The organism is Lysinibacillus sp. BPa_S21 (assembly GCF_023337795.1).
Classification (GTDB): Bacteria; Bacillota; Bacilli; order Bacillales_A; family Planococcaceae; genus Lysinibacillus.
Genome location: NZ_JALIRS010000001.1, coordinates 508,169 through 525,604, shown reverse-complemented (window position 1 = coordinate 525,604; position 17,436 = coordinate 508,169). Strand labels below are relative to the sequence as shown.

Genomic DNA, 17,436 nt, shown 5'->3' with positions numbered 1-17,436 from the left:
ATAAAGATACAGTGTTTGATTAATTCGTAAGTTTGGTTTTAAATTCAAGCATTATTTGAAAAAAGGCCAATTTCTTACTGTTAATGTTAAGAAATTGGCCTTTTCTATAGAGTAAATAGAATCTAATTCAGATTAAATTTCCCCTTAATATTTTTTGGTATCTCATCTGCTTTAATGACTTCCGGCTCCCCAGTATATCCTTGTAAACTTCTAGGGACACGGAGTAGCGTTCCTTTATCATAAGCTTTTTCTGCAAAAAAACTTACAACCTGCTCATTTCCATCCTCATCAAACCCCTCTAGTGCGTATACGTAATGACCATTACTATTTGGAGTTTGTAATTCCTCGTTGATTTGAATAAAGTAATCTTTTTCTATCAATGCACCTTTTTCACCACAACCAACTAATAAAGTAGCGAATAAAATGGTCATTGCTATAAATTTCATCATCTTCATTTTGCATGTCCTCCTCTTTTCTAACGAATTCGTATCGTTACCGAAGAGTATAGATCATCTCTTCACAACCTTAATTTTCGGGACATGACAGTTAGCTTACGAAATTGTCACCTTTAAAGCAAGAACATTTGTGTCATTAGAACCTTGCTACTGTTTCCAAATTTTTTTACGTTCAGCTTCAAAATAAATAGCTTGTCCGGCTTCTGTATTACTGCATGTTTATGGCGTTGATGGAACCATTGATTTTTGGGATACAAATCGGGAACATGTCCGAACACTTCACCCCTGAAACATTTGTAATAAAACTGTAATTTAAGGCACTGAAGCCTTTTATACCAGGTGTTTACAGCGAATCGCCATTCAGCGTGGTAACAATTACCTCGAAGAAGCCCTACTTTCTCATGCTACGATTAATGCCAATGGCAAGCCAACCTAACAATTGCATCAGGAGGACATGAACAACATGAATAAACGATTTTTAACAACAACATTAGCATTTACGATAGGTTTTAGTACATTGGGAACTATACAACCAACCATTCAGCCCATCAAAGTTGAAGCAGCAACTACAAATGTTCTAAATAACGATCAGGCCGTTACAGCGAAAGCAGAACAATTAATTCAAACTGGCAAAAGCTTAATTGGTAAGGCGACATATAGTAATACTGAATACAAGACTACATATCCTTATAAATTTTCTTGCGCTTCATTTTTGATGTACATTTTCGAGAAAAATGGTGTTGACCTTGCAACTTATAATGAAGATTATATGATACAGCAAGGAACATCTGTTAACAGAGGTCAATTACAAAAAGGTGATTTACTATTCTTTAAGAGTAAAAAAACCGGGACAGACCCAGACCACGTTGGTATGTATATAGGAGACAATAAAATGATTCACATGGCTGATTCTCAGCAAAATATTGTTATTTCTGATTTAAATAGCAAGCCCTATTATACAGAAAATTATGTAGGGGCCCGTAGAGTTTTACCTACATTACTCTCCGCTAATCCTGCAACTACAGGCGATAAAATCGTTGAAAATGCTTATAACTATAAAGATAAAGTAACTATGGGCACAACGAATAGTGAACAGAGTCTTCGTTTTACAGCGCCAGGATTTATAGACTTTATCTATCGTAAGAGTGGCATTAAACTTGGGACAACCGATTTAAAGGAACAAATGAATGTTGGGACAACGGTTTCACGTACCAATTTAAAAAAAGGTGATTTGGTGTTCTTCAATAGTGTTAAAGGTTCTAAAAATCCTTCACTAGTAGCTATCTATGCAGGAGATCATCGTCTGATTATTCCAAGTTCAAATGATATTACGACAAGAGTACTATTCGTTGACTATTATAATGAACATTATATTACTGCAAAACGTGTTGTTTCAGATAACTCAAATCCAACCCCTAGCACACCTTCTACTGCTGCTGACAAAATTATTTCTACTGCCACAAATTTGAGTAGTAAAGTGAAGTTTGGCTATTCGTATGACGAAAGCTCACTTACGTTTACGAGCGCAGGATTTACGTATTATGTTTTTAAACAGCATGGGATTGATTTAAAAGATAAATTAGCAAGCAGACAAGCATTAGTTGGGACTAAGGTGGAAAAAGCTCAGTTACAAAAAGGAGATCTTATTTTCTTCTCTACTAACAATGGCGGGATAGATATTAAACAAACAGGCATCTATCTAGGTAATAATCAATTTATTAGTATGACAACAAATCATGTTGTTACACAAAGCTTGACTTCAACATGGGCAAATCAAAACTATGTAACAGCCCGTCGTGTTTTAAAATAAACATAGAAAAGGCTGGATAGAAAAAATAACGAAAAGAAAAAATAACTTTTCTATTTCACAATATGAATTTCCTTATTTAAAATCAAAAAATGTCAGACCGATTTTATCTTGGTCTGACATTTTTCTTTTTGTCCCATCTCTTTCTTTTCAAAACCTCGCTTTATAAACCAAGCGCTCTATACATAAGCGCTGTAAATTGGGCGCGTGTTAAGTTTTCATTTGGTCTAAAATTACCGTTTTCATCACCTAGCGCAATATTGTGGTCCGCAAGAGCAGCAATATAGCCACTTGCCCAGTGTGATGAATCGACATCCTTGAACTTACTCTTACCTTCTGGCGTTAAGCCAAATGCAAGGACCATTACTTTCGCCATTTGCGCACGTGTAATATAGGCATTTGGACGAAATGCTCCGTTTGCACCATCCACGATACCTGCTCCGACCTTCTAAAACACGCCCCCTCCCCTGCCCTATTTTCATCCGTCCATGGACCAACGAAATATATCAACTGTTTACGTCATAAAAAGACATATAAACAGTGTTCATAACAAAAGCCACGAAACGTTGATTTAACAACATTTGTGGCTTTTAAAGTCATTTCGAAGCTTTCATTTGTGAACGTTAATTAAGTTTGTTTTGTATATTTTATAAATCATTTTTTTATTATTAACATTGAATTAGCATTTATTTGAAATTCATATGGCACGTTTACTTCTTCAACTGTACAGCCACTGTTATTCAGATAACTTATTAATTGCTCTAAATGTTTATATCTTTTTCCTTCTAAATCAACTAAAGGGAATATACGAATTTCTTCTTTCGTAATCCTCAATAATTCATTTAGCGTATCAAGATGGAATTGATAATCTAATCTATCTGAATACATAAATAAAAAATGTGCTGAAAGAAGCATATCAAATTCTTCATTTTCAAATGGTAATGAAGGTAAAGTAACGGGGATATATCTTTCATTAAATTCCTTCATATCATTGGTACAATCATATAATGCCCTTAAACGATTGTGTTTAAGACCTTCTATATCCTTGAAATAAGCCCATTTATAATTGCTTTGAACTTTTTGCAAATGCTCCGCCGTGTGTTCAATATCTTGAAGACCTTTATTTTTTAAGTCTTCACCCGAATGGTAATAAGCAATATCACAAGCTGTTACATCTGATTTGTTACCTATTGCAGTAAATGAACAAGCACCTGCTGGACAATCAAGTATTTTCTTTCCATGAAGTTCTTTCTCTGATAGTGAGAACATATTCAAATACTCTTCAAACGTTCTCCCAATAAAAACAATCCGTTCTAAATCTAACTTTGTACTCTGCTCGACTTCACTCATCTAAACTCACCTCATTAAAAAATTATATTTACAATATAACACAAATATTAAGTTATCCTTTTAAATACATTTAATCCAATATGTTAATTGAACAAAAAAATACACCCAAAGCGTTGTGGATCTCAAGATTCCGGACACACAAAAGTTAAGTTTTTATTGTGAGGCGCCTTCAATGGATTTCTCGCTCAAAATACAAAAAAATAGAACATGCTACACTGCATGTCCTATTACCCTTCTTATGATCCATTAATGTTTTATTTATATAATTCTTTATAAACGATTACTTTTAGTGCCATCAATTCTTCGTCTGTCAATTTACCTTCCATTTCTTGAATGACCTGTTCTTTTGTCATAGTACCATTTTGTACTTTTACTCTTATATTATTAAGCTCCGAAATACCAACTTTTTTAATGATTACTTTTGTCGCCTCTTCTTTTGTTGTAAACGGCAACTTGCTGCTATCTGCCGTTTTAGCCTCTTCCATAAAGGATTTTAATTGAGGGTCGCTTTCAATCGTATTTTTAATTTCATCCATTTGTCCACTTTCCTCTAACTCTGACGAAATTGTATCAGCGACTTTTTCGGACGCATACTTGACACCAAAATGATACACCCCATAACCAATAATACCAAGAACAATTACTATGATCAGAAGGAATTTAATGAATCTCATATTCTCACACTCCTTAATTCTAAACTTAATAATACTATACAGTGTGGAGAGATGAGAAATGATAACCTTGCGCACAAGACATTTTACAATATCATCCCTCTTTTAACAAATCCAACAAACAATAAAGAAATAATGAAAAGGATTAAGTTCGACACAACATTGAACTTAATCCTTACAAGCAGTTTAAATCTTTGTGGTTCACAAAGGTTTTTCGTATTTAATCCTCTATTATTTCTTTAAACTCTTTTCCCTTTTGAACGTATGTGTCGATTGATAACTGGATTAACTCGATGTCTTTGTCTTGCAGCTGGCGCACGACTTTCCCTGGTGAGCCAACGACTAATGAACGCGGTGGGATTTTTGAGCCTTGTGTAATAAGTGTGTTTGCACCGATAATGCATTCTTCTCCAATTTCAGCATGATCTAAAATAACAGAACCCATACCAACAATCGAGCGGCGACCAATTTTGCAACCATGTAAAACTACTTGATGACCTACTGTTACTTCATCCTCTACAACAACTGGAGCTCCTTCATATAAATGAATGGTTGAATTATCTTGAATACTACAACGTTTACCAATGGTAATACTATCTTCATCACCACGTAGTACAGCGTTAAACCAAATAGACGATTGTTCACCAACCGTAACATCTCCAATAATATACGTGCCTGGGGCCTGAAATACTGATTCATGAACATTTGGCTTCTTTAAAGCGTATGTAATCTCCATAAAAATCATCCTTTCAATCATCGGAATATTTTGCTAGAATTTAGTATAACACATTTTCAACGGAGGTGCTATTTTTGAATGAATTATGTTCTGTATTAGAAATAAAATACCCTATTATCCAAGGGGGAATGGGTAATATCAGTAGTCCTAAACTTGTGGCAGCTGTATCGAATGCAGGTGGCTTAGGGACAATTGGCTGTGGGACAATGACGCCAGCAGAAGTTGAAGAACGCATTATAGCAACGAAGCAATTAACGCAAAAACCTTTTGCCCTCAATGTGCCAATCAATGTCAATCCTTATACAAAGGAATTATTGCAATTAGCTATTACACATAAAGTACCGGTCGTTTCTTTATCTGCAGGTAATCCAACTTTATATATAGAAAAATTACATGCTCACCATATTCGAGTGATTGCTGTTGTAGCCTCTGTTAAGCATGCTATTAAGGCCGAGCAAGGCGGAGCAGATGTGATTGTTGCTGAGGGTTATGAAGCTGCAGGAATTAACTCCAATTTAGAATTGACTACCTTTACGTTAATTCCTCAAGTAGTCGATGCGGTTTCTATACCTGTTGTAGCAGCAGGTGGTGTTGGCGATGGTCGTGGATTAGCCGCTGCTTTAATGCTTGGAGCAGCCGGTGTTCAGATGGGAACTCGCTTTATTGCTACACAGGAAATGCCAGTACATCAGACCTATAAACAAAGACTAATTGATGCAACTGATGTGGAAACGGTCATACTAGGACGTTCGATTGGTCAGGTTCGCCGTGTGTTATGTTCACCTTTCACCTCTTCGTTTCTTGCTGATGAAGCAAAAGGTATAACACTTGCTGAATATCAAGAACGCACATCCGAAACCTATCATATAAAAGGTGCTTTGGAAGGAAATGAGCAAGGCGGTTTTATGAATAGCGGTCAAATCGCAGGGATTATCCAAGACTTACCGACCGTTACGACTCTTATCGAGACTATGATGGATGATGCTCAGCAATGTCTAAATCGGACATTACTGAATACTTTCCAAGACTCAGTTAGGGGTGTTCAATTATGACGACTATGATCGACTTAAAGCGAGTGATTGCTGGAGAAATTGAACCACCAGCATGTGATAAAACTTTAGGTATTCATGTAAAATCGGCTATTGCCGGTAAAGCCATTTGCATTTGGAACATCGATGAACGATTTTTAAATGGGCATCAAGTCGTCATGGGAGGATTCATCACTTCTGCAGCAGATATTACGATGGCCTATTCGATGGCTTCAATATTAGAAAGTAATCAAGGATTTGCGTCGATTAATTTGCAAACAACATTTTTACGACCTCTTCACACCGGGATGGCTACGGTTGAATCATCAATTGTCAAGCAAGGCCGAAAAACATGCTATGTGGAAGCAACTGTTTCTCAAAATGGACAGTATGCTGCCAAAATAACATCTTCTATCATGGTCCTCTAAACGCAAAAGAGCTTATCCATAATAAGTATGGACAAGCTCTTTTTTCGTATTTTAATTATCTGCATGGAATATTTCTTCAAAGAAACGGCATGATGGACCTTCCAATAGATTGTAATATTCTTGGAATAATAGCGCAGCATGATTTCCACTCCACATAGGCGGTAATAATTCTTGTGGCAGTCCTGGATCGATAAATAAAAATTTACGATATTCATGAACAAGATTTGTACGCTCTACAAAACACTCTGCATCTGACATTTCTTGTCTTGAGATTGCACTTTGATGAATAATATATTGCTTACTATATTGATCCATAAACTTCTCATAACGTGCCTCAATCTCAGCCAATGACCAGCTTTTTTCGATTAGCGCTTCATGATCATGAGGGCCAATGTATTCAGCCGTAAAAAAATCTACATGATTAGCAATATCATATTTTTGAATGAGGAGTTTAACCTCTTCTTCTAAATTATTCGGAGATATCCAACAGCCATTCGAAAAGGAGCCAAATCCACTCCATAACAGCTCTTTACGTAATTCATCTCGAATTTGTCGCTTATCTTCTGGAATAGAGTACATTAAAAGTCTCCATTTCCCATCCCACTGTGTTGGTTTTAATTTAAAAATACGATTTGCCGCCTCCTGCATCCGTATTTCACCGCGTTTAGTTAAAAAATAATAACTACGGTTCCCTCTCTTTTCAGATTGCAGCCAACCTTGTTTAACCATTCTAGATACAGAAACACGTACATTTTGCTCTGTGTGACCGAATTCTTTTAATAAACGAATCAAACTACCGATCCAAATTTTTGAACCGTAATGCATAATATAATCGCCATAGAGCGTAAAAATCATAGACTGTGTATTTGCGCCCATTCTCTCCCTCTACTTTCTAACTCATTTTCCTTGAAATGCAGGCTGCCGTTTCTCGCTGAACGCCTGTAAAGCTTCTAGGCGATCTTCTGTCGGAATAACTAACTCATAGGCCTTCGATTCGATCGCAAGACCCGTTTGAAGATCGACATTCATTCCTTGTGTAATGGCATATTTTGCTTGACAAACAGCGACAGGGCCATTTTGCATAATGCGCATTGCGAGTGATTCACATTCGTCCAACAATGTCTCCCGAGGCACTGATTTCAAAATTATGCCAAGAGCTTCTGCCTCTGTAGCTGTAATTTTTGCGGCTGTTAAAATCATTTCTTTTGCTTTCATTTCGCCGATTAATCGTGGTAACCTCTGCGTACCACCTGCACCAGGAATGATTGCCCAACTTGTTTCCGTTAGGCCGAGTAATGCCTCGTTAACTGCAATCGCAAAATCACATGCTAATAACCATTCAAATCCACCGCCTAGTGCATGCCCATTCACTGCTGCAATTGTTGGTTGTGGTAAATTTGCTATACTATTAAACACGTCTCGAATTGCTCGTACGTTTCGACGTACTTCTTGCGTTGTTAATGTTTTTCGTTCTTTTAAATCTGCACCCGCACTAAATGCCTTTTCACCCGCACCTGTAAAAATGATTGCGCGGACATTCTCAGCTATATGTAATTCGTCTACTACTTGTTGCAGTTGAAATAATGTATTATAGTTGAAACAATTTAACACCTCTGGACGATTTATTGTTACATAAGCAATATAATTTTCTATTCTAAATGAAATACTTTTCATTTGCAAACTCTCCTTTTCTATTCGATTGTTTCAAAAAAACGGCACATCGATTGTGCCGTTTCATGTTGTTGAAAACTTTTATGTTAATGAGATTAAAGTGTCCTATTAAAAGAAAGTATGACTTTTTTGCAACACGAAGTGGGTGATTTCCGTTCCAGCTGGGCGCTTTGTTGCTGTCGCTTCGCTTTCGCTACAGAAAACATTTGCCGCTGACGCTTCGCTTTCGCGCAGAGCAGAGCTTCCTGGGGGCGTCCGATGAGCCGCTTGGGCCAATATGATGTTGGTCACGAAGGCGTTATCACAGGACGTGATGGTTTTAGCCTTCGTTCCCCTATTTGCTCGCTCCAGGGTCTCGGGCCAACACGAGGTTGGTCACGAAGGCGTTATCACAGGATGTGATGATTTTAGCCTTCGTTCCTATATTGCTGATCCCCAAGGAGTCGCCCAGCCTTCACTCCAATCACCCATATCACCTAACATGTATATTCTGGCATGTCATTTTAAAATATTAAAACAAATATGCAGCGACAAGTGTTTTCTGAGCTAAAGCGAAGCGCCAGCAACTACAGATTTACAATCGCATCACCTTTATAATTCTATTACGCTCGATTAAGATGAGTAGCCTGGCTCGGAAATCACCTCATTTAAAGCGCCACAACAAAATTCCCTTGACCATTTAATTATTAAGCGGGTTGATTAGGAAAAAATAGGTTTATCATTGAGCGATAAGATTTTTTTTCCATTTTGCTAATATATGCCCATTTTAACTGATTGTAGCGTAGGGCTACTCTACTCCCGCGGGAAAGCGAGACAGACGAGACCCTGAGGCCAACACGATGTTGGTCACGAAGGCATTGTCACAGGACGTGACGCACTTAGCCTTCGTTCCGTTAGCGGAGGAAGCGGCTCGACGCTCGCCCGCAGGAAGCTTTGCTCTGTGCGAAAGCGAAGCGACAGCAACAAAGCGAGTAGCCCGTAGCGGAAATCAGCCTCTTCGAATTAATCCGAATGTATAAAAATGGTTAATCAATACACCTGTTTAATTATGATTCAATATTTTCAATAATCGTTGCAATCCCTTGCCCTACACCAATACACATGGAAGCAAGGCCATATTGTACGTTTTGTTTTTTCATTTCGTAAAGTAATGTGGTCACTATTCGTGCACCGCTTGCACCTAGCGGATGACCGAATGCAATAGCGCCTCCGTTAACATTGACTTGTGCTGGATTTAGTTCAAGCTGCTTCATGGATTCTATTGCTTGGGAAGCAAACGCTTCATTTATTTCATATAAACCAATATCATTTGTTGTTAGTCCAGCACGTTGTAATGCCTTTTTCGAAGAATAGATAGGGCCTAAACCCATAACGGCAGGCTCTAATCCTGCAACAGCACCTGTTATATATCGTGCTAATGGTGTTATACCTAAATCTTTTGCTTTATCCGCACTCATTAATAATAATGCTGATGCACCATCATTCACACCAGAAGCATTACCCGCTGTCACAGTACCATTTTCAAAAATAGGTCGTAGTTTGGCAAGTGCCTCTAATGTTGTGTCAGGGCGTGGATGTTCATCTGTATCTACGATGATTTCATTTCCTTTCTTATCTTTCACGTATACAGGTACGATTTCTTCTGCGAAACGGTTTGTAGCAAGCGCTTTTTTCGCACGTTGTTGGCTTTCAAATGCAAATGCATCTTGTTCCTCACGACTAATATTAAAACGTTTGGCTACGTTCTCAGCAGTTTGGGGCATTGTATCCGCTCCATACATGCTTTGCAATTTTGGGTTCGTAAAACGCCAGCCGATTGTTGTATCAAACATCTTTTGATCGCCTCTCGGATAATCCACTTCAGGTTTCCCCATCACAAAAGGTGCACGCGTCATACTTTCCGTACCACCTGCGATAAAAATATCGCCTTCACCACTCTTTATAGCACGTGCTGCATAATGTATAGCATCCATGCCTGAACCACAAAGGCGATTAATAGTAGTTCCCCCGACCTCTATTGGTAGCTCAGCAAGTAATGCAGCCATACGGGCGACGTTTCGATTATCTTCTCCCGCTTGGTTGGCATTTCCGAAAATAACATCCTCAATTTGTTGGACTGGCACTTTTGGGTTACGCTCTATTAGCGCCTTTATGACCGTCGCAGCTAAATCATCTGGCCGAACGGTTTTTAATGCACCTTTATAACGACCAATTGGTGTACGAACAGCATCTACAATTACGACTTCTGTCATTTTTTCACCACCTCTTTTTGCTCGCTATAGTCATAAACCCCTTTTCCACTCTTTCGGCCCAAACGTCCAGCTTGTACATATTGTTCGAGAAGTGGTGCTGGGCGATATTTTTCACCGAGCTTTTCATGTAAATATCTCAAATTATTCAGACGTACATCAAGACCTACTAAATCGACCAATTCGAACGGTCCCATTGGATAATTTAAGCCCAGTTTAATGGCTTTATCGATGTCTTCAGGACTACCTAAGCCTTCCTGTAACATATAAAACGCTTCATTTCCTACGAGTGCACTAATACGACTTGTAACAAAACCCGGGAATTCATTGATGACGACAGTTTCTTTGCCCATTTGTTTAGCAATTTCACAAATAGTTTGGACTGTTTCATCACTAGTCTCTAAACCTCTAATAATCTCCACGAGCGCCATTTTATGCACAGGATTAAAAAAGTGCATCGCAATAGTTCGTTCAGGTCGTTTTGCATAAGACGCAATTTCTGTTGGACTCATCGTTGAAGTATTTGTGGCAAATAAACAGTGCGGTGAAGCAAACCGTTCCATCTGCTCGAAGACAGCCCGTTTAATGTCCCTTTTTTCGGGTACGGCTTCAATGATTAAGTCTGCTTTATTTGCGACAGTAGCTAAATCTGTTACATAAGTCAGACGTAGCGTTGCTTCTTGTACTTGCTGCGCTGTTAATTTTCCGCGTACAACCGCTTTTTCGAAAATGGATGTAATTTCATTTTGGGCATTTTGTAACGCCTGTTCGTTAATGTCTATAATAGCTGTTTCAAAGCCACTGATTGCGCTAACGTAGGCAATGCCACGCCCCATAACCCCTGACCCGATGACAATAATTTTTTTCATGAAAACAACCTCCTTATTGTGAAAACCACATACGACGAGTAAAGATATCTCATCGCATATGGTTTTTGTGGGGTTAGACGCCAAGTGGATTTAGTGGGCGACTACCATAATATGAAATGATACTTTTCGTCTCTGTATATAAATCTAATGTTTCGATACATAGCTCACGTCCGAAACCAGATTGTTTATACCCGCCAAATGGGGTACCTGGCATTGCGGAGAATGGGCAATTGACCATTACGATTCCTGCTTGGATTTGATTTGCAACACGAGTAGCACGTGCCCCATCTTTAGACCAAACTGCTGAGCCTAAACCAAACTCTGAATCATTTGCTAGTCGAATCGCTTCTTTTTCATCGCTAAACGGCATAACAACTACTACTGGACCAAATATTTCTTCACGCACAACTTTCATGGATTGCGTTACGTCTGTAATAATAGTTGGTTCATACCAGAAACCATTTTCAAAGCCCTCTACAGCCGCCACTTTGCCACCTGTTAAAATGGTTGCTCCCTCTTCAACGGCAGATTTCACATAGCCATCGATTGTATTTAATTGGTCTTGGTCGATAATTGCCCCCATGTGAGTACCTTTATCGAATGGATCACCTAGTTTAATTGCTTTTGTTTTGGCAACAAATTTTTCTAAAAACTCATCATAAATGTCTTTGTGTACGTATAAGCGTGAACGTGCCTCGCAAGATTGCCCTGAGTTATAGAAAATGCCGTACAACGAACCATCTACCGCCGCATCAATATCAGCATCTTCAAACACTAGATTTGGTGATTTCCCACCTAGCTCTAATGTAACGCGTTTTAATGTTTGAGAAGCTTTTTCCATAATTCCTTTTCCGACTGGTGTGGAACCTGTGAAGGCCACTTTATCGACTTGCTGATGCTCCACTAAGTAATTCCCTACATCTTTACCTGAACCAGGAATGATATTCACAACCCCTGCTGGTACACCTGCTTCTAGACAAATTTCACCTAACACGATCGCTGTTAGAGGCGTTAAAGAAGCTGGTTTAACAATAACGGAACAGCCAACAGCAATGGCTGGGGCAATTTTCCAAGCAGCCATCATAAGTGGGTAATTCCAAGGAACAATTTGGGCACATACTCCGACAGGCTCTTTTTCAGTGTAATTATGAAATTGACCTGGCATATTATTTACGGCTCCACGATGGCCAACAATCGCGCCTGCGTAAAATTCGAAATCTTCTATTGCTTGGTTTACTTGGCCCTGCGCAGTGCCAATGGATTTCCCGGTATCTAGCATCTCAAGCTCTACGATTTCATTAAAGCGAGAGCGCATAATAGCAGCAATCTTATGGAGCACCTGTGCACGACGATTAACTGGATATTGCTTCCACTTTCCGAAATCAAATGCTTGGCGAGCTGCTTGCACCGCACGCTCAGCGTCTTCCTGGGAAGCTTTTGCGACAGTCGCTACGACTTCACCTGTCGCAGGATTTATCGTTTGGAATGTCTCACCATTACTGCTCTCTACCTTTTCGCCATTAATAATTAAATGATAAAAATCGCGTTTCACTAATACTTTCTCTTGTACTTGTTGTGTCATTATCATTCACTCCTTTTTATTGTCCATTAAATTGAGGCTGTCTTTTTTCTGCAAATGCTTTCATACCTTCTTGATGATCATCTGTCGCTCCAGCAATACTTTGGCTTTGTGCTTCATAAACAAGGAAATCTTCGAACTTTAAGTGTTCTGCTGCCTTGATATTACGTTTAATAAGGCCGATTGCTTTTGTCGGTAACTGGACAATCTGTTGCGCGAATGAATGAACGTCATCTTCAAATGTTTCATTGCTATAGACAGCAGTTGTTAAACCTAATTGTTTGGCTTCCTGTGCTTTAATACGTTGACCGAGTATTGAAATTTCAAGTGCTTTAGCATCGCCAACTAATCGTTTTAAGTAGTAAAGATTCCCAGAATCAGGAATCAGCCCTACGTGGATAAAGGCATTCATAAAGAATGATTTTTCCGACATTACACGGAAGTCTGCAGCAAGCGCTAAACTAAAGCCAGCACCTGCAGCTGCACCATTCACAGCTGCGATAATCGGTTTTTCACAGCTATGTAACTGTTGAACCATCGGACCATAGTTATCTGTTAAAATATCACCAAGTTTCATATCTTCGCCAATAGCTGAAAGATCTTGTCCTGAACAAAATGCGCGTCCTTCACCACGAAGTACAATACAACGTACTTCATCATTTAATGATGCTTGTTTGACGGCAGTACGTATTTCATGATTCATCTGTGCAGTGAATGCATTTAATGTGTCGGGACGATTTAATGAAATATAAGCTATGGATTCTTTTAGTTCGTATTTTATAGTTTCAAACATAATTATCTCCCCTTAAAGTTCGGTTGACGTTTTTCAACAAATGCTTGCATGCCTTCTTTTTGATCTTCTGAAGAGAATAATAAATAGAAATTTTTTCGTTCAAACTGCATACCTTCATAAAGCGAGTAGTCGACAGCTTTGTTAACAGCTTCTTTAATAAGACGTAAAGCGAGAGCTGGCTTTTGTGCGAGCAGTGTCGCTGTTTTATGTGTTTCTTCTATTAATATCTCTGGTTGTACTACCTTGTTGATAATGCCATATGCGAGCGCTTCATCAGCAGTAATCCTTGCTGCGCTCCAAATCCACTCTAATGCTTTCGTTCGCCCTACTAATTTAGTTAAGCGCTGAGTACCGCCCGCACCCGGCATAACCCCTAGGTTTATTTCAGGGAAGCTAAATTCTGTGCCCTCTGCTGCGATTAATACATCACAACAAAGGGCTAATTCAAAGCCACCTCCGAAAACGAATCCTTTCACACTACCGATAATAGGCTTTTTAATTTGCCCTATACGATCCCAATCAGCGAATTGATTTAAAAGTTCTAAACGCACCGTGTTGTCTGCGACCATTTCATCAATATCTGCACCGGATGAAAACGCTTTTCCATTTCCGGCTAAAACGATGACCTGTACGCCTTCGTCACGGTCAAACAATTCCATCGCCTGCATAATTTCCCGTACCATGGCACGATTTAATGAATTGTATTGGCGAGGACGGTTTAAGTTAATAAACCCTATCCCACTGTCAATCGTTACTTCAATAAATGTGAATGCTGTCATTATGCATCTTCACCGATGATTAATGTGACGATATCACTTGCAAAGCTCATTAAATCTTTGCCCGACGCTTTCCCTTCTGGTGACCTTAGTCCATTCTTTAAATCTTCTGGGCTATCATAGGTCATTTCACACATTAAGTAATACGGTGTTTCTGTTCCCATCGGAGTTGAATTAAATTTCGTTACTTTCATTTCACGCAAACCTGGTATTTTCGCAGTAATTGGCGTATGAACTTTTTCGTAATGCTCATCAAATGCCTCTTTATCAACAGGGTGTTTATATAACGCGATTAATTTAGCCATCTTAAAATACGCTCCTTTGTCTACATGGAAGTAGAAATTATTTTCATTGCTTCAAATGGATTTTTACAGCTTTTGCAATATAAAATACTACGACAAGCTGTTGGACCAAAAATATTTTCTAGCGTGACATAGGTAGAGCCACAGTAAGGGCAATCTACATGCCAAGAGCCGTCTTCTTTTAAAAAACGAGGTGGTGGTGCAATACCGAATTTCTTTAGTCCTTCTCGTCCCTTTTCTGTTACACGATCAGAAGTCCAAGTAGGATGATTGATAAACACGACACTCACTTCCCGAACGCCATCTAGTTGTTCGACTGCTTTTTTTATATTTTGTTGAATAATTGTCAATGCAGGACATCCTGAAAATGTTGGTAGCACTTCAATACGGATATGACCATCATTCACTTGCACACGCTCAATCATGCCAAGGTCAATAATACTCACCGTATCAATTTCAGGGTCCTTCACTGCATCGAGTACTTCATAGATGTGTGCTTCGTGCAGACCCGTAGTTGCCATCGTTATCCTCCTTTTTTGCAATAGATCGTTACCAGCTTGCCGCCAAATCTGATCGATACACCTCTGACATTGTCTCAATAGCCGAAGTTAAATCATCAGTATGTTGCCCGTCGCGACCATTAATGATCGGATCAGGTAATACAGGTATAGCGATTTCCACCGCTTCAAAAGTTGGTGTTACAATGGCTAGCCAACGCTCTTTTATAGCCACTTCTGATTCTATTAATTCACATGCTGTAATATGCTTAACTGATTTGCCAAATGACAATAAATCACCGGCATCTTTTATTACTTCTTGTAATGCTTTCATCATACGGGAACGTGATTCTTCTGTTGCTGTACATAGTTGCGTAAACCACGTTGTCCAGTGCATTTGATGATAATAAAGTTCGGTACTTATTTTCACAGCCACTTCTCTGATGGGTGCATAGCTGCTTGCTTTGAGTGCATCAATCTTCGCTTTTTTCGCCGTTGTATAGATATAATTACGCGCAACTGCGTATCCCCAATCATAATTCGGTGCTTCTTTGTAGTAACCTTCTCCATTCGGGCGTTCTACAAGTAGACTGTTACAACGCTCCTCTTTCGGTCGTAGCTGGGCTAATGAATCTGCAGAACCTTCGCCAAGCTCTTCTAAAAGCGTATAATATAATTTTGCGTGTCCCATTGTGTCTTGTGTTATGGAGGAGAATGCTACATCTTCCTCAATATGCGGCGCCAGCCCAAGCCACTCAGAGCCACGATAGGAAAATAAGTAATCGTCATCCGCTAATTGATAAAGTACTGTAAGGACTGCCTTTTTATATTCAGGCGTTATTTCATTTGTCATCTTTTTTCCCTCCCCCGCCCCAAGATAGAATTTCTTTTTCGTCTAGCATGACTTGTTCATAGTGACGCCATTTTTTCTTTAAATAGCCGTAGCCTTTTGTTGTACGGTAATCTTTATTGTCTAGTCGCTGCAGCGCTTGTTTATTGACTTGGGTTAGACCGTGTAAATGTTTACGATTCACTACCCAAATGTCTACCACAGGCTCACGACGCATAAAGTTTTCCTGTGCCATAACTAACGCCATTTCTCCATTCGGTGCTAAAAGGCTAAACTGATGTTGAAAATTTGATGTTGGTGTTCGTTTGCTAAATACTTCAAATTCTTGATAGAAAGATTGCTTTTCCACGATGATCCTCCTCTCTAAAGAGTTAATTTACTAGTGCGGTTAATGCTTCCCGTACCCAAGCGTTATTTTCATAGGATGAACGGCGAAGAGCTAAGCGTTCTTGTGAACATGGACCTTCGTTGCGTTGGATTTTTTTAAAAATTTCCCAGTTTGGCTCTTGGTATATCCATTTATTTTGTGCTTCATCAAAGTGCAAAGTTGGATCTGGCACTGTCAAGCCTATCGATTGAATACGAGGAATGTATTTAGATAAAAAGCTTTGGCGTAGCTCTTCATTCGTTTGGACACGAATTTTATATTTAATGGTTATATCTTGTTTGCTTGTACCTGTTGTGTCCTTTGAAGCTGGACCAAAGAAAAATAATAGTGATTCCCACCAGCGATTTAACGCATCTTGTACAAGTGCACGCTGCTCAGGTGTCCCCTCTACCAGAGCCATAATAATGGCTTCACCGTGTTGTGCATGGAATACTTCTTCTGCACATATACGTTGTAATGCACGCGCATAAGGTCCGTATGAAGAACCTAACATGTTGGTTTGTGAAATAATGGCCGAACCGTCAACAAGCCAGCCAATCAACCCCGCATCCCCCCATGATTTTGTTTCCATATGGAATACGTTGTGGAACTTTAGACGTCCTTCGAATAAATCAATCATTAAATCGCCGCGATTTTTACCATATGGTTTAAGCAAATCCTCTGCTACGCGTAATAATAATTGACCATGCCCCATCTCATCTTGAACCTTTGCCATAATGCCTAGCTTTCGATATAAAGTCGGTGCTTTCGGAACCCACTCTTTCTCAGGAAGAGCACCCATAATTTCACTAATACCATGCATCGAAATTAATTTGATTAGTGCCAAGCGATATTCTTCTGGCATCCAATCGTCTACTTCAATCTTTTCACCCGCAGCAATCCGCGCCTCGAATTGCTCTTGTAATTCTTGTTCAGACAATTGTGTAACGACACTCATAATAAAAGCCTCCTTATATAACCTTTTCCCGATAACCGTTACCATTATGT

At 39.2% G+C, this 17,436-nt stretch carries 21 protein-coding genes; 4 read left to right on the top strand and 17 right to left on the bottom strand.

Annotated features, from left to right (window positions below; all coding sequences use genetic code 11):
- Nucleotides 1-122 precede the first annotated feature (122 nt).
- Nucleotides 123-455: a DUF1093 domain-containing protein gene (locus tag MOK21_RS02680; protein ID WP_249072435.1), complete on the bottom strand. Its 333-nt coding sequence runs from the start codon at nt 453-455 to the stop codon at nt 123-125.
- A 463-nt stretch (nt 456-918) separates the two neighbouring features.
- Between MOK21_RS02680 and MOK21_RS02675 the strand changes: the two genes are divergently transcribed.
- Complete coding sequence (locus MOK21_RS02675) at nt 919-2,265, top strand: C40 family peptidase (RefSeq protein ID WP_249072434.1); 1,347 nt, start codon at nt 919-921, stop codon at nt 2,263-2,265.
- Nucleotides 2,266-2,425: 160 nt separating this feature from the next.
- On the opposite strand, the gene MOK21_RS02670 is transcribed toward MOK21_RS02675, so the two are convergent.
- The 4 genes from MOK21_RS02670 to MOK21_RS02655 form a co-directional block, all read right to left on the bottom strand.
- On the bottom strand, nt 2,426-2,695 hold the full coding sequence (locus MOK21_RS02670; RefSeq protein WP_308221860.1) for an S-layer homology domain-containing protein: 270 nt from the start codon (nt 2,693-2,695) through the stop codon (nt 2,426-2,428).
- Between the two features lie 221 nt (nt 2,696-2,916).
- Nucleotides 2,917-3,612 carry an SAM-dependent methyltransferase gene (locus MOK21_RS02665; RefSeq protein WP_249072432.1) on the bottom strand — a complete coding sequence of 232 codons (696 nt, stop codon included), beginning with the start codon at nt 3,610-3,612 and terminating at the stop codon, nt 2,917-2,919.
- A gap of 254 nt (nt 3,613-3,866) precedes the next feature.
- The gene (locus MOK21_RS02660) at nt 3,867-4,286 is read right to left on the bottom strand and encodes a hypothetical protein (protein WP_249072431.1); all 420 of its coding nucleotides are present in this window, start codon (nt 4,284-4,286) and stop codon (nt 3,867-3,869) included.
- Nucleotides 4,287-4,503: 217 nt separating this feature from the next.
- Complete coding sequence (locus MOK21_RS02655; protein ID WP_249072430.1) at nt 4,504-5,019, bottom strand: gamma carbonic anhydrase family protein; 516 nt, start codon at nt 5,017-5,019, stop codon at nt 4,504-4,506.
- A gap of 74 nt (nt 5,020-5,093) precedes the next feature.
- On the opposite strand from MOK21_RS02655, the gene MOK21_RS02650 reads away from it, so the two are divergent.
- On the top strand, nt 5,094-6,071 hold the full coding sequence (locus MOK21_RS02650; protein WP_249072429.1) for an NAD(P)H-dependent flavin oxidoreductase: 978 nt from the start codon (nt 5,094-5,096) through the stop codon (nt 6,069-6,071).
- Nucleotides 6,068-6,475: a PaaI family thioesterase gene (locus MOK21_RS02645; protein ID WP_249072428.1), complete on the top strand. Its 408-nt coding sequence runs from the start codon at nt 6,068-6,070 to the stop codon at nt 6,473-6,475. Before MOK21_RS02650 ends, MOK21_RS02645 begins: the two co-directional genes overlap by 4 nt.
- A gap of 51 nt (nt 6,476-6,526) precedes the next feature.
- On the opposite strand, the gene paaX is transcribed toward MOK21_RS02645, so the two are convergent.
- Both paaX and MOK21_RS02635 read right to left on the bottom strand, forming a co-directional pair.
- Nucleotides 6,527-7,351 (bottom strand): phenylacetic acid degradation operon negative regulatory protein PaaX, encoded by an 825-nt coding sequence (gene paaX, locus MOK21_RS02640; RefSeq protein WP_249072427.1) that lies wholly within the window; start codon nt 7,349-7,351, stop codon nt 6,527-6,529.
- A 21-nt stretch (nt 7,352-7,372) separates the two neighbouring features.
- Nucleotides 7,373-8,149: an enoyl-CoA hydratase-related protein gene (locus MOK21_RS02635; RefSeq protein WP_249072426.1), complete on the bottom strand. Its 777-nt coding sequence runs from the start codon at nt 8,147-8,149 to the stop codon at nt 7,373-7,375.
- Between the two features lie 836 nt (nt 8,150-8,985).
- Here MOK21_RS02635 and MOK21_RS02630 point away from each other — a divergent pair.
- On the top strand, nt 8,986-9,165 hold the full coding sequence (locus tag MOK21_RS02630; RefSeq protein WP_249072425.1) for a hypothetical protein: 180 nt from the start codon (nt 8,986-8,988) through the stop codon (nt 9,163-9,165).
- Nucleotides 9,166-9,192: 27 nt separating this feature from the next.
- Here the strand turns inward: MOK21_RS02630 and MOK21_RS02625 are convergent, their stop codons facing one another.
- The 10 genes from MOK21_RS02625 to paaA all read right to left on the bottom strand — a co-directional run bounded on the left by MOK21_RS02625 (nt 9,193) and on the right by paaA (nt 17,386).
- Nucleotides 9,193-10,398: an acetyl-CoA C-acyltransferase gene (locus tag MOK21_RS02625; protein ID WP_249072424.1), complete on the bottom strand. Its 1,206-nt coding sequence runs from the start codon at nt 10,396-10,398 to the stop codon at nt 9,193-9,195.
- Complete coding sequence (locus tag MOK21_RS02620) at nt 10,395-11,264, bottom strand: 3-hydroxyacyl-CoA dehydrogenase (protein WP_249072423.1); 870 nt, start codon at nt 11,262-11,264, stop codon at nt 10,395-10,397. The genes MOK21_RS02625 and MOK21_RS02620 overlap by 4 nt, the downstream gene beginning before the upstream one ends.
- 73 nt (nt 11,265-11,337) lie before the next feature.
- Nucleotides 11,338-12,846: an aldehyde dehydrogenase family protein gene (locus MOK21_RS02615; RefSeq protein ID WP_374110085.1), complete on the bottom strand. Its 1,509-nt coding sequence runs from the start codon at nt 12,844-12,846 to the stop codon at nt 11,338-11,340.
- Nucleotides 12,847-12,862: 16 nt separating this feature from the next.
- Nucleotides 12,863-13,636, bottom strand: coding sequence for an enoyl-CoA hydratase/isomerase family protein (locus MOK21_RS02610; RefSeq protein ID WP_249072421.1), 774 nt, complete (start codon nt 13,634-13,636; stop codon nt 12,863-12,865).
- Nucleotides 13,637-13,638: 2 nt separating this feature from the next.
- Complete coding sequence (locus MOK21_RS02605) at nt 13,639-14,415, bottom strand: enoyl-CoA hydratase/isomerase family protein (protein WP_249072420.1); 777 nt, start codon at nt 14,413-14,415, stop codon at nt 13,639-13,641.
- A complete protein-coding gene (locus tag MOK21_RS02600; protein ID WP_249072419.1) occupies nt 14,415-14,717 on the bottom strand; it encodes an EthD family reductase in 303 nt (100 codons plus the stop codon). Before MOK21_RS02600 ends, MOK21_RS02605 begins: the two co-directional genes overlap by 1 nt.
- 20 nt (nt 14,718-14,737) lie before the next feature.
- A complete protein-coding gene (gene paaD, locus MOK21_RS02595) occupies nt 14,738-15,235 on the bottom strand; it encodes a 1,2-phenylacetyl-CoA epoxidase subunit PaaD (protein ID WP_249072418.1) in 498 nt (165 codons plus the stop codon).
- 28 nt (nt 15,236-15,263) lie between these two features.
- Nucleotides 15,264-16,064 carry a 1,2-phenylacetyl-CoA epoxidase subunit PaaC gene (paaC, locus tag MOK21_RS02590; protein ID WP_249072417.1) on the bottom strand — a complete coding sequence of 267 codons (801 nt, stop codon included), beginning with the start codon at nt 16,062-16,064 and terminating at the stop codon, nt 15,264-15,266.
- Nucleotides 16,054-16,410, bottom strand: a complete 357-nt coding sequence (gene paaB / locus MOK21_RS02585) for a 1,2-phenylacetyl-CoA epoxidase subunit PaaB (protein ID WP_249072416.1) — start codon at nt 16,408-16,410, stop codon at nt 16,054-16,056. The genes paaC and paaB overlap by 11 nt, the downstream gene beginning before the upstream one ends.
- A 22-nt stretch (nt 16,411-16,432) precedes the next feature.
- The gene (paaA, locus tag MOK21_RS02580) at nt 16,433-17,386 is read right to left on the bottom strand and encodes a 1,2-phenylacetyl-CoA epoxidase subunit PaaA (protein ID WP_249072415.1); all 954 of its coding nucleotides are present in this window, start codon (nt 17,384-17,386) and stop codon (nt 16,433-16,435) included.
- Between the last annotated feature and the right edge of the window lie 50 nt (nt 17,387-17,436).

Excerpts from the sequence above, each read along its gene's own strand:
- MOK21_RS02620 (WP_249072423.1), bottom strand. The coding sequence starts at position 11,264 with ATGAAAAAAATTATTGTCATCGGGTCAGGGGTTATGGGGCGTGGCATT.
- MOK21_RS02660 (WP_249072431.1), bottom strand. The coding sequence starts at position 4,286 with ATGAGATTCATTAAATTCCTTCTGATCATAGTAATTGTTCTTGGTATT.
- MOK21_RS02665 (WP_249072432.1), bottom strand. The coding sequence starts at position 3,612 with ATGAGTGAAGTCGAGCAGAGTACAAAGTTAGATTTAGAACGGATTGTT.
- MOK21_RS02675 (WP_249072434.1), top strand. The coding sequence starts at position 919 with ATGAATAAACGATTTTTAACAACAACATTAGCATTTACGATAGGTTTT.
- MOK21_RS02605 (WP_249072420.1), bottom strand. The coding sequence starts at position 14,415 with ATGACAGCATTCACATTTATTGAAGTAACGATTGACAGTGGGATAGGG.
- MOK21_RS02610 (WP_249072421.1), bottom strand. The coding sequence starts at position 13,636 with ATGTTTGAAACTATAAAATACGAACTAAAAGAATCCATAGCTTATATT.
- MOK21_RS02615 (WP_374110085.1), bottom strand. The coding sequence starts at position 12,846 with ATGACACAACAAGTACAAGAGAAAGTATTAGTGAAACGCGATTTTTAT.
- MOK21_RS02680 (WP_249072435.1), bottom strand. The coding sequence starts at position 455 with ATGAAGATGATGAAATTTATAGCAATGACCATTTTATTCGCTACTTTA.
- MOK21_RS02655 (WP_249072430.1), bottom strand. The coding sequence starts at position 5,019 with ATGGAGATTACATACGCTTTAAAGAAGCCAAATGTTCATGAATCAGTA.
- MOK21_RS02600 (WP_249072419.1), bottom strand. The coding sequence starts at position 14,717 with ATGGCTAAATTAATCGCGTTATATAAACACCCTGTTGATAAAGAGGCA.
- paaD (WP_249072418.1), bottom strand. The coding sequence starts at position 15,235 with ATGGCAACTACGGGTCTGCACGAAGCACACATCTATGAAGTACTCGAT.
- MOK21_RS02635 (WP_249072426.1), bottom strand. The coding sequence starts at position 8,149 with ATGAAAAGTATTTCATTTAGAATAGAAAATTATATTGCTTATGTAACA.
- MOK21_RS02645 (WP_249072428.1), top strand. The coding sequence starts at position 6,068 with ATGACGACTATGATCGACTTAAAGCGAGTGATTGCTGGAGAAATTGAA.
- MOK21_RS02625 (WP_249072424.1), bottom strand. The coding sequence starts at position 10,398 with ATGACAGAAGTCGTAATTGTAGATGCTGTTCGTACACCAATTGGTCGT.
- MOK21_RS02630 (WP_249072425.1), top strand. The coding sequence starts at position 8,986 with ATGTTGGTCACGAAGGCATTGTCACAGGACGTGACGCACTTAGCCTTC.
- paaA (WP_249072415.1), bottom strand. The coding sequence starts at position 17,386 with ATGAGTGTCGTTACACAATTGTCTGAACAAGAATTACAAGAGCAATTC.
- paaX (WP_249072427.1), bottom strand. The coding sequence starts at position 7,351 with ATGGGCGCAAATACACAGTCTATGATTTTTACGCTCTATGGCGATTAT.
- paaC (WP_249072417.1), bottom strand. The coding sequence starts at position 16,064 with ATGACAAATGAAATAACGCCTGAATATAAAAAGGCAGTCCTTACAGTA.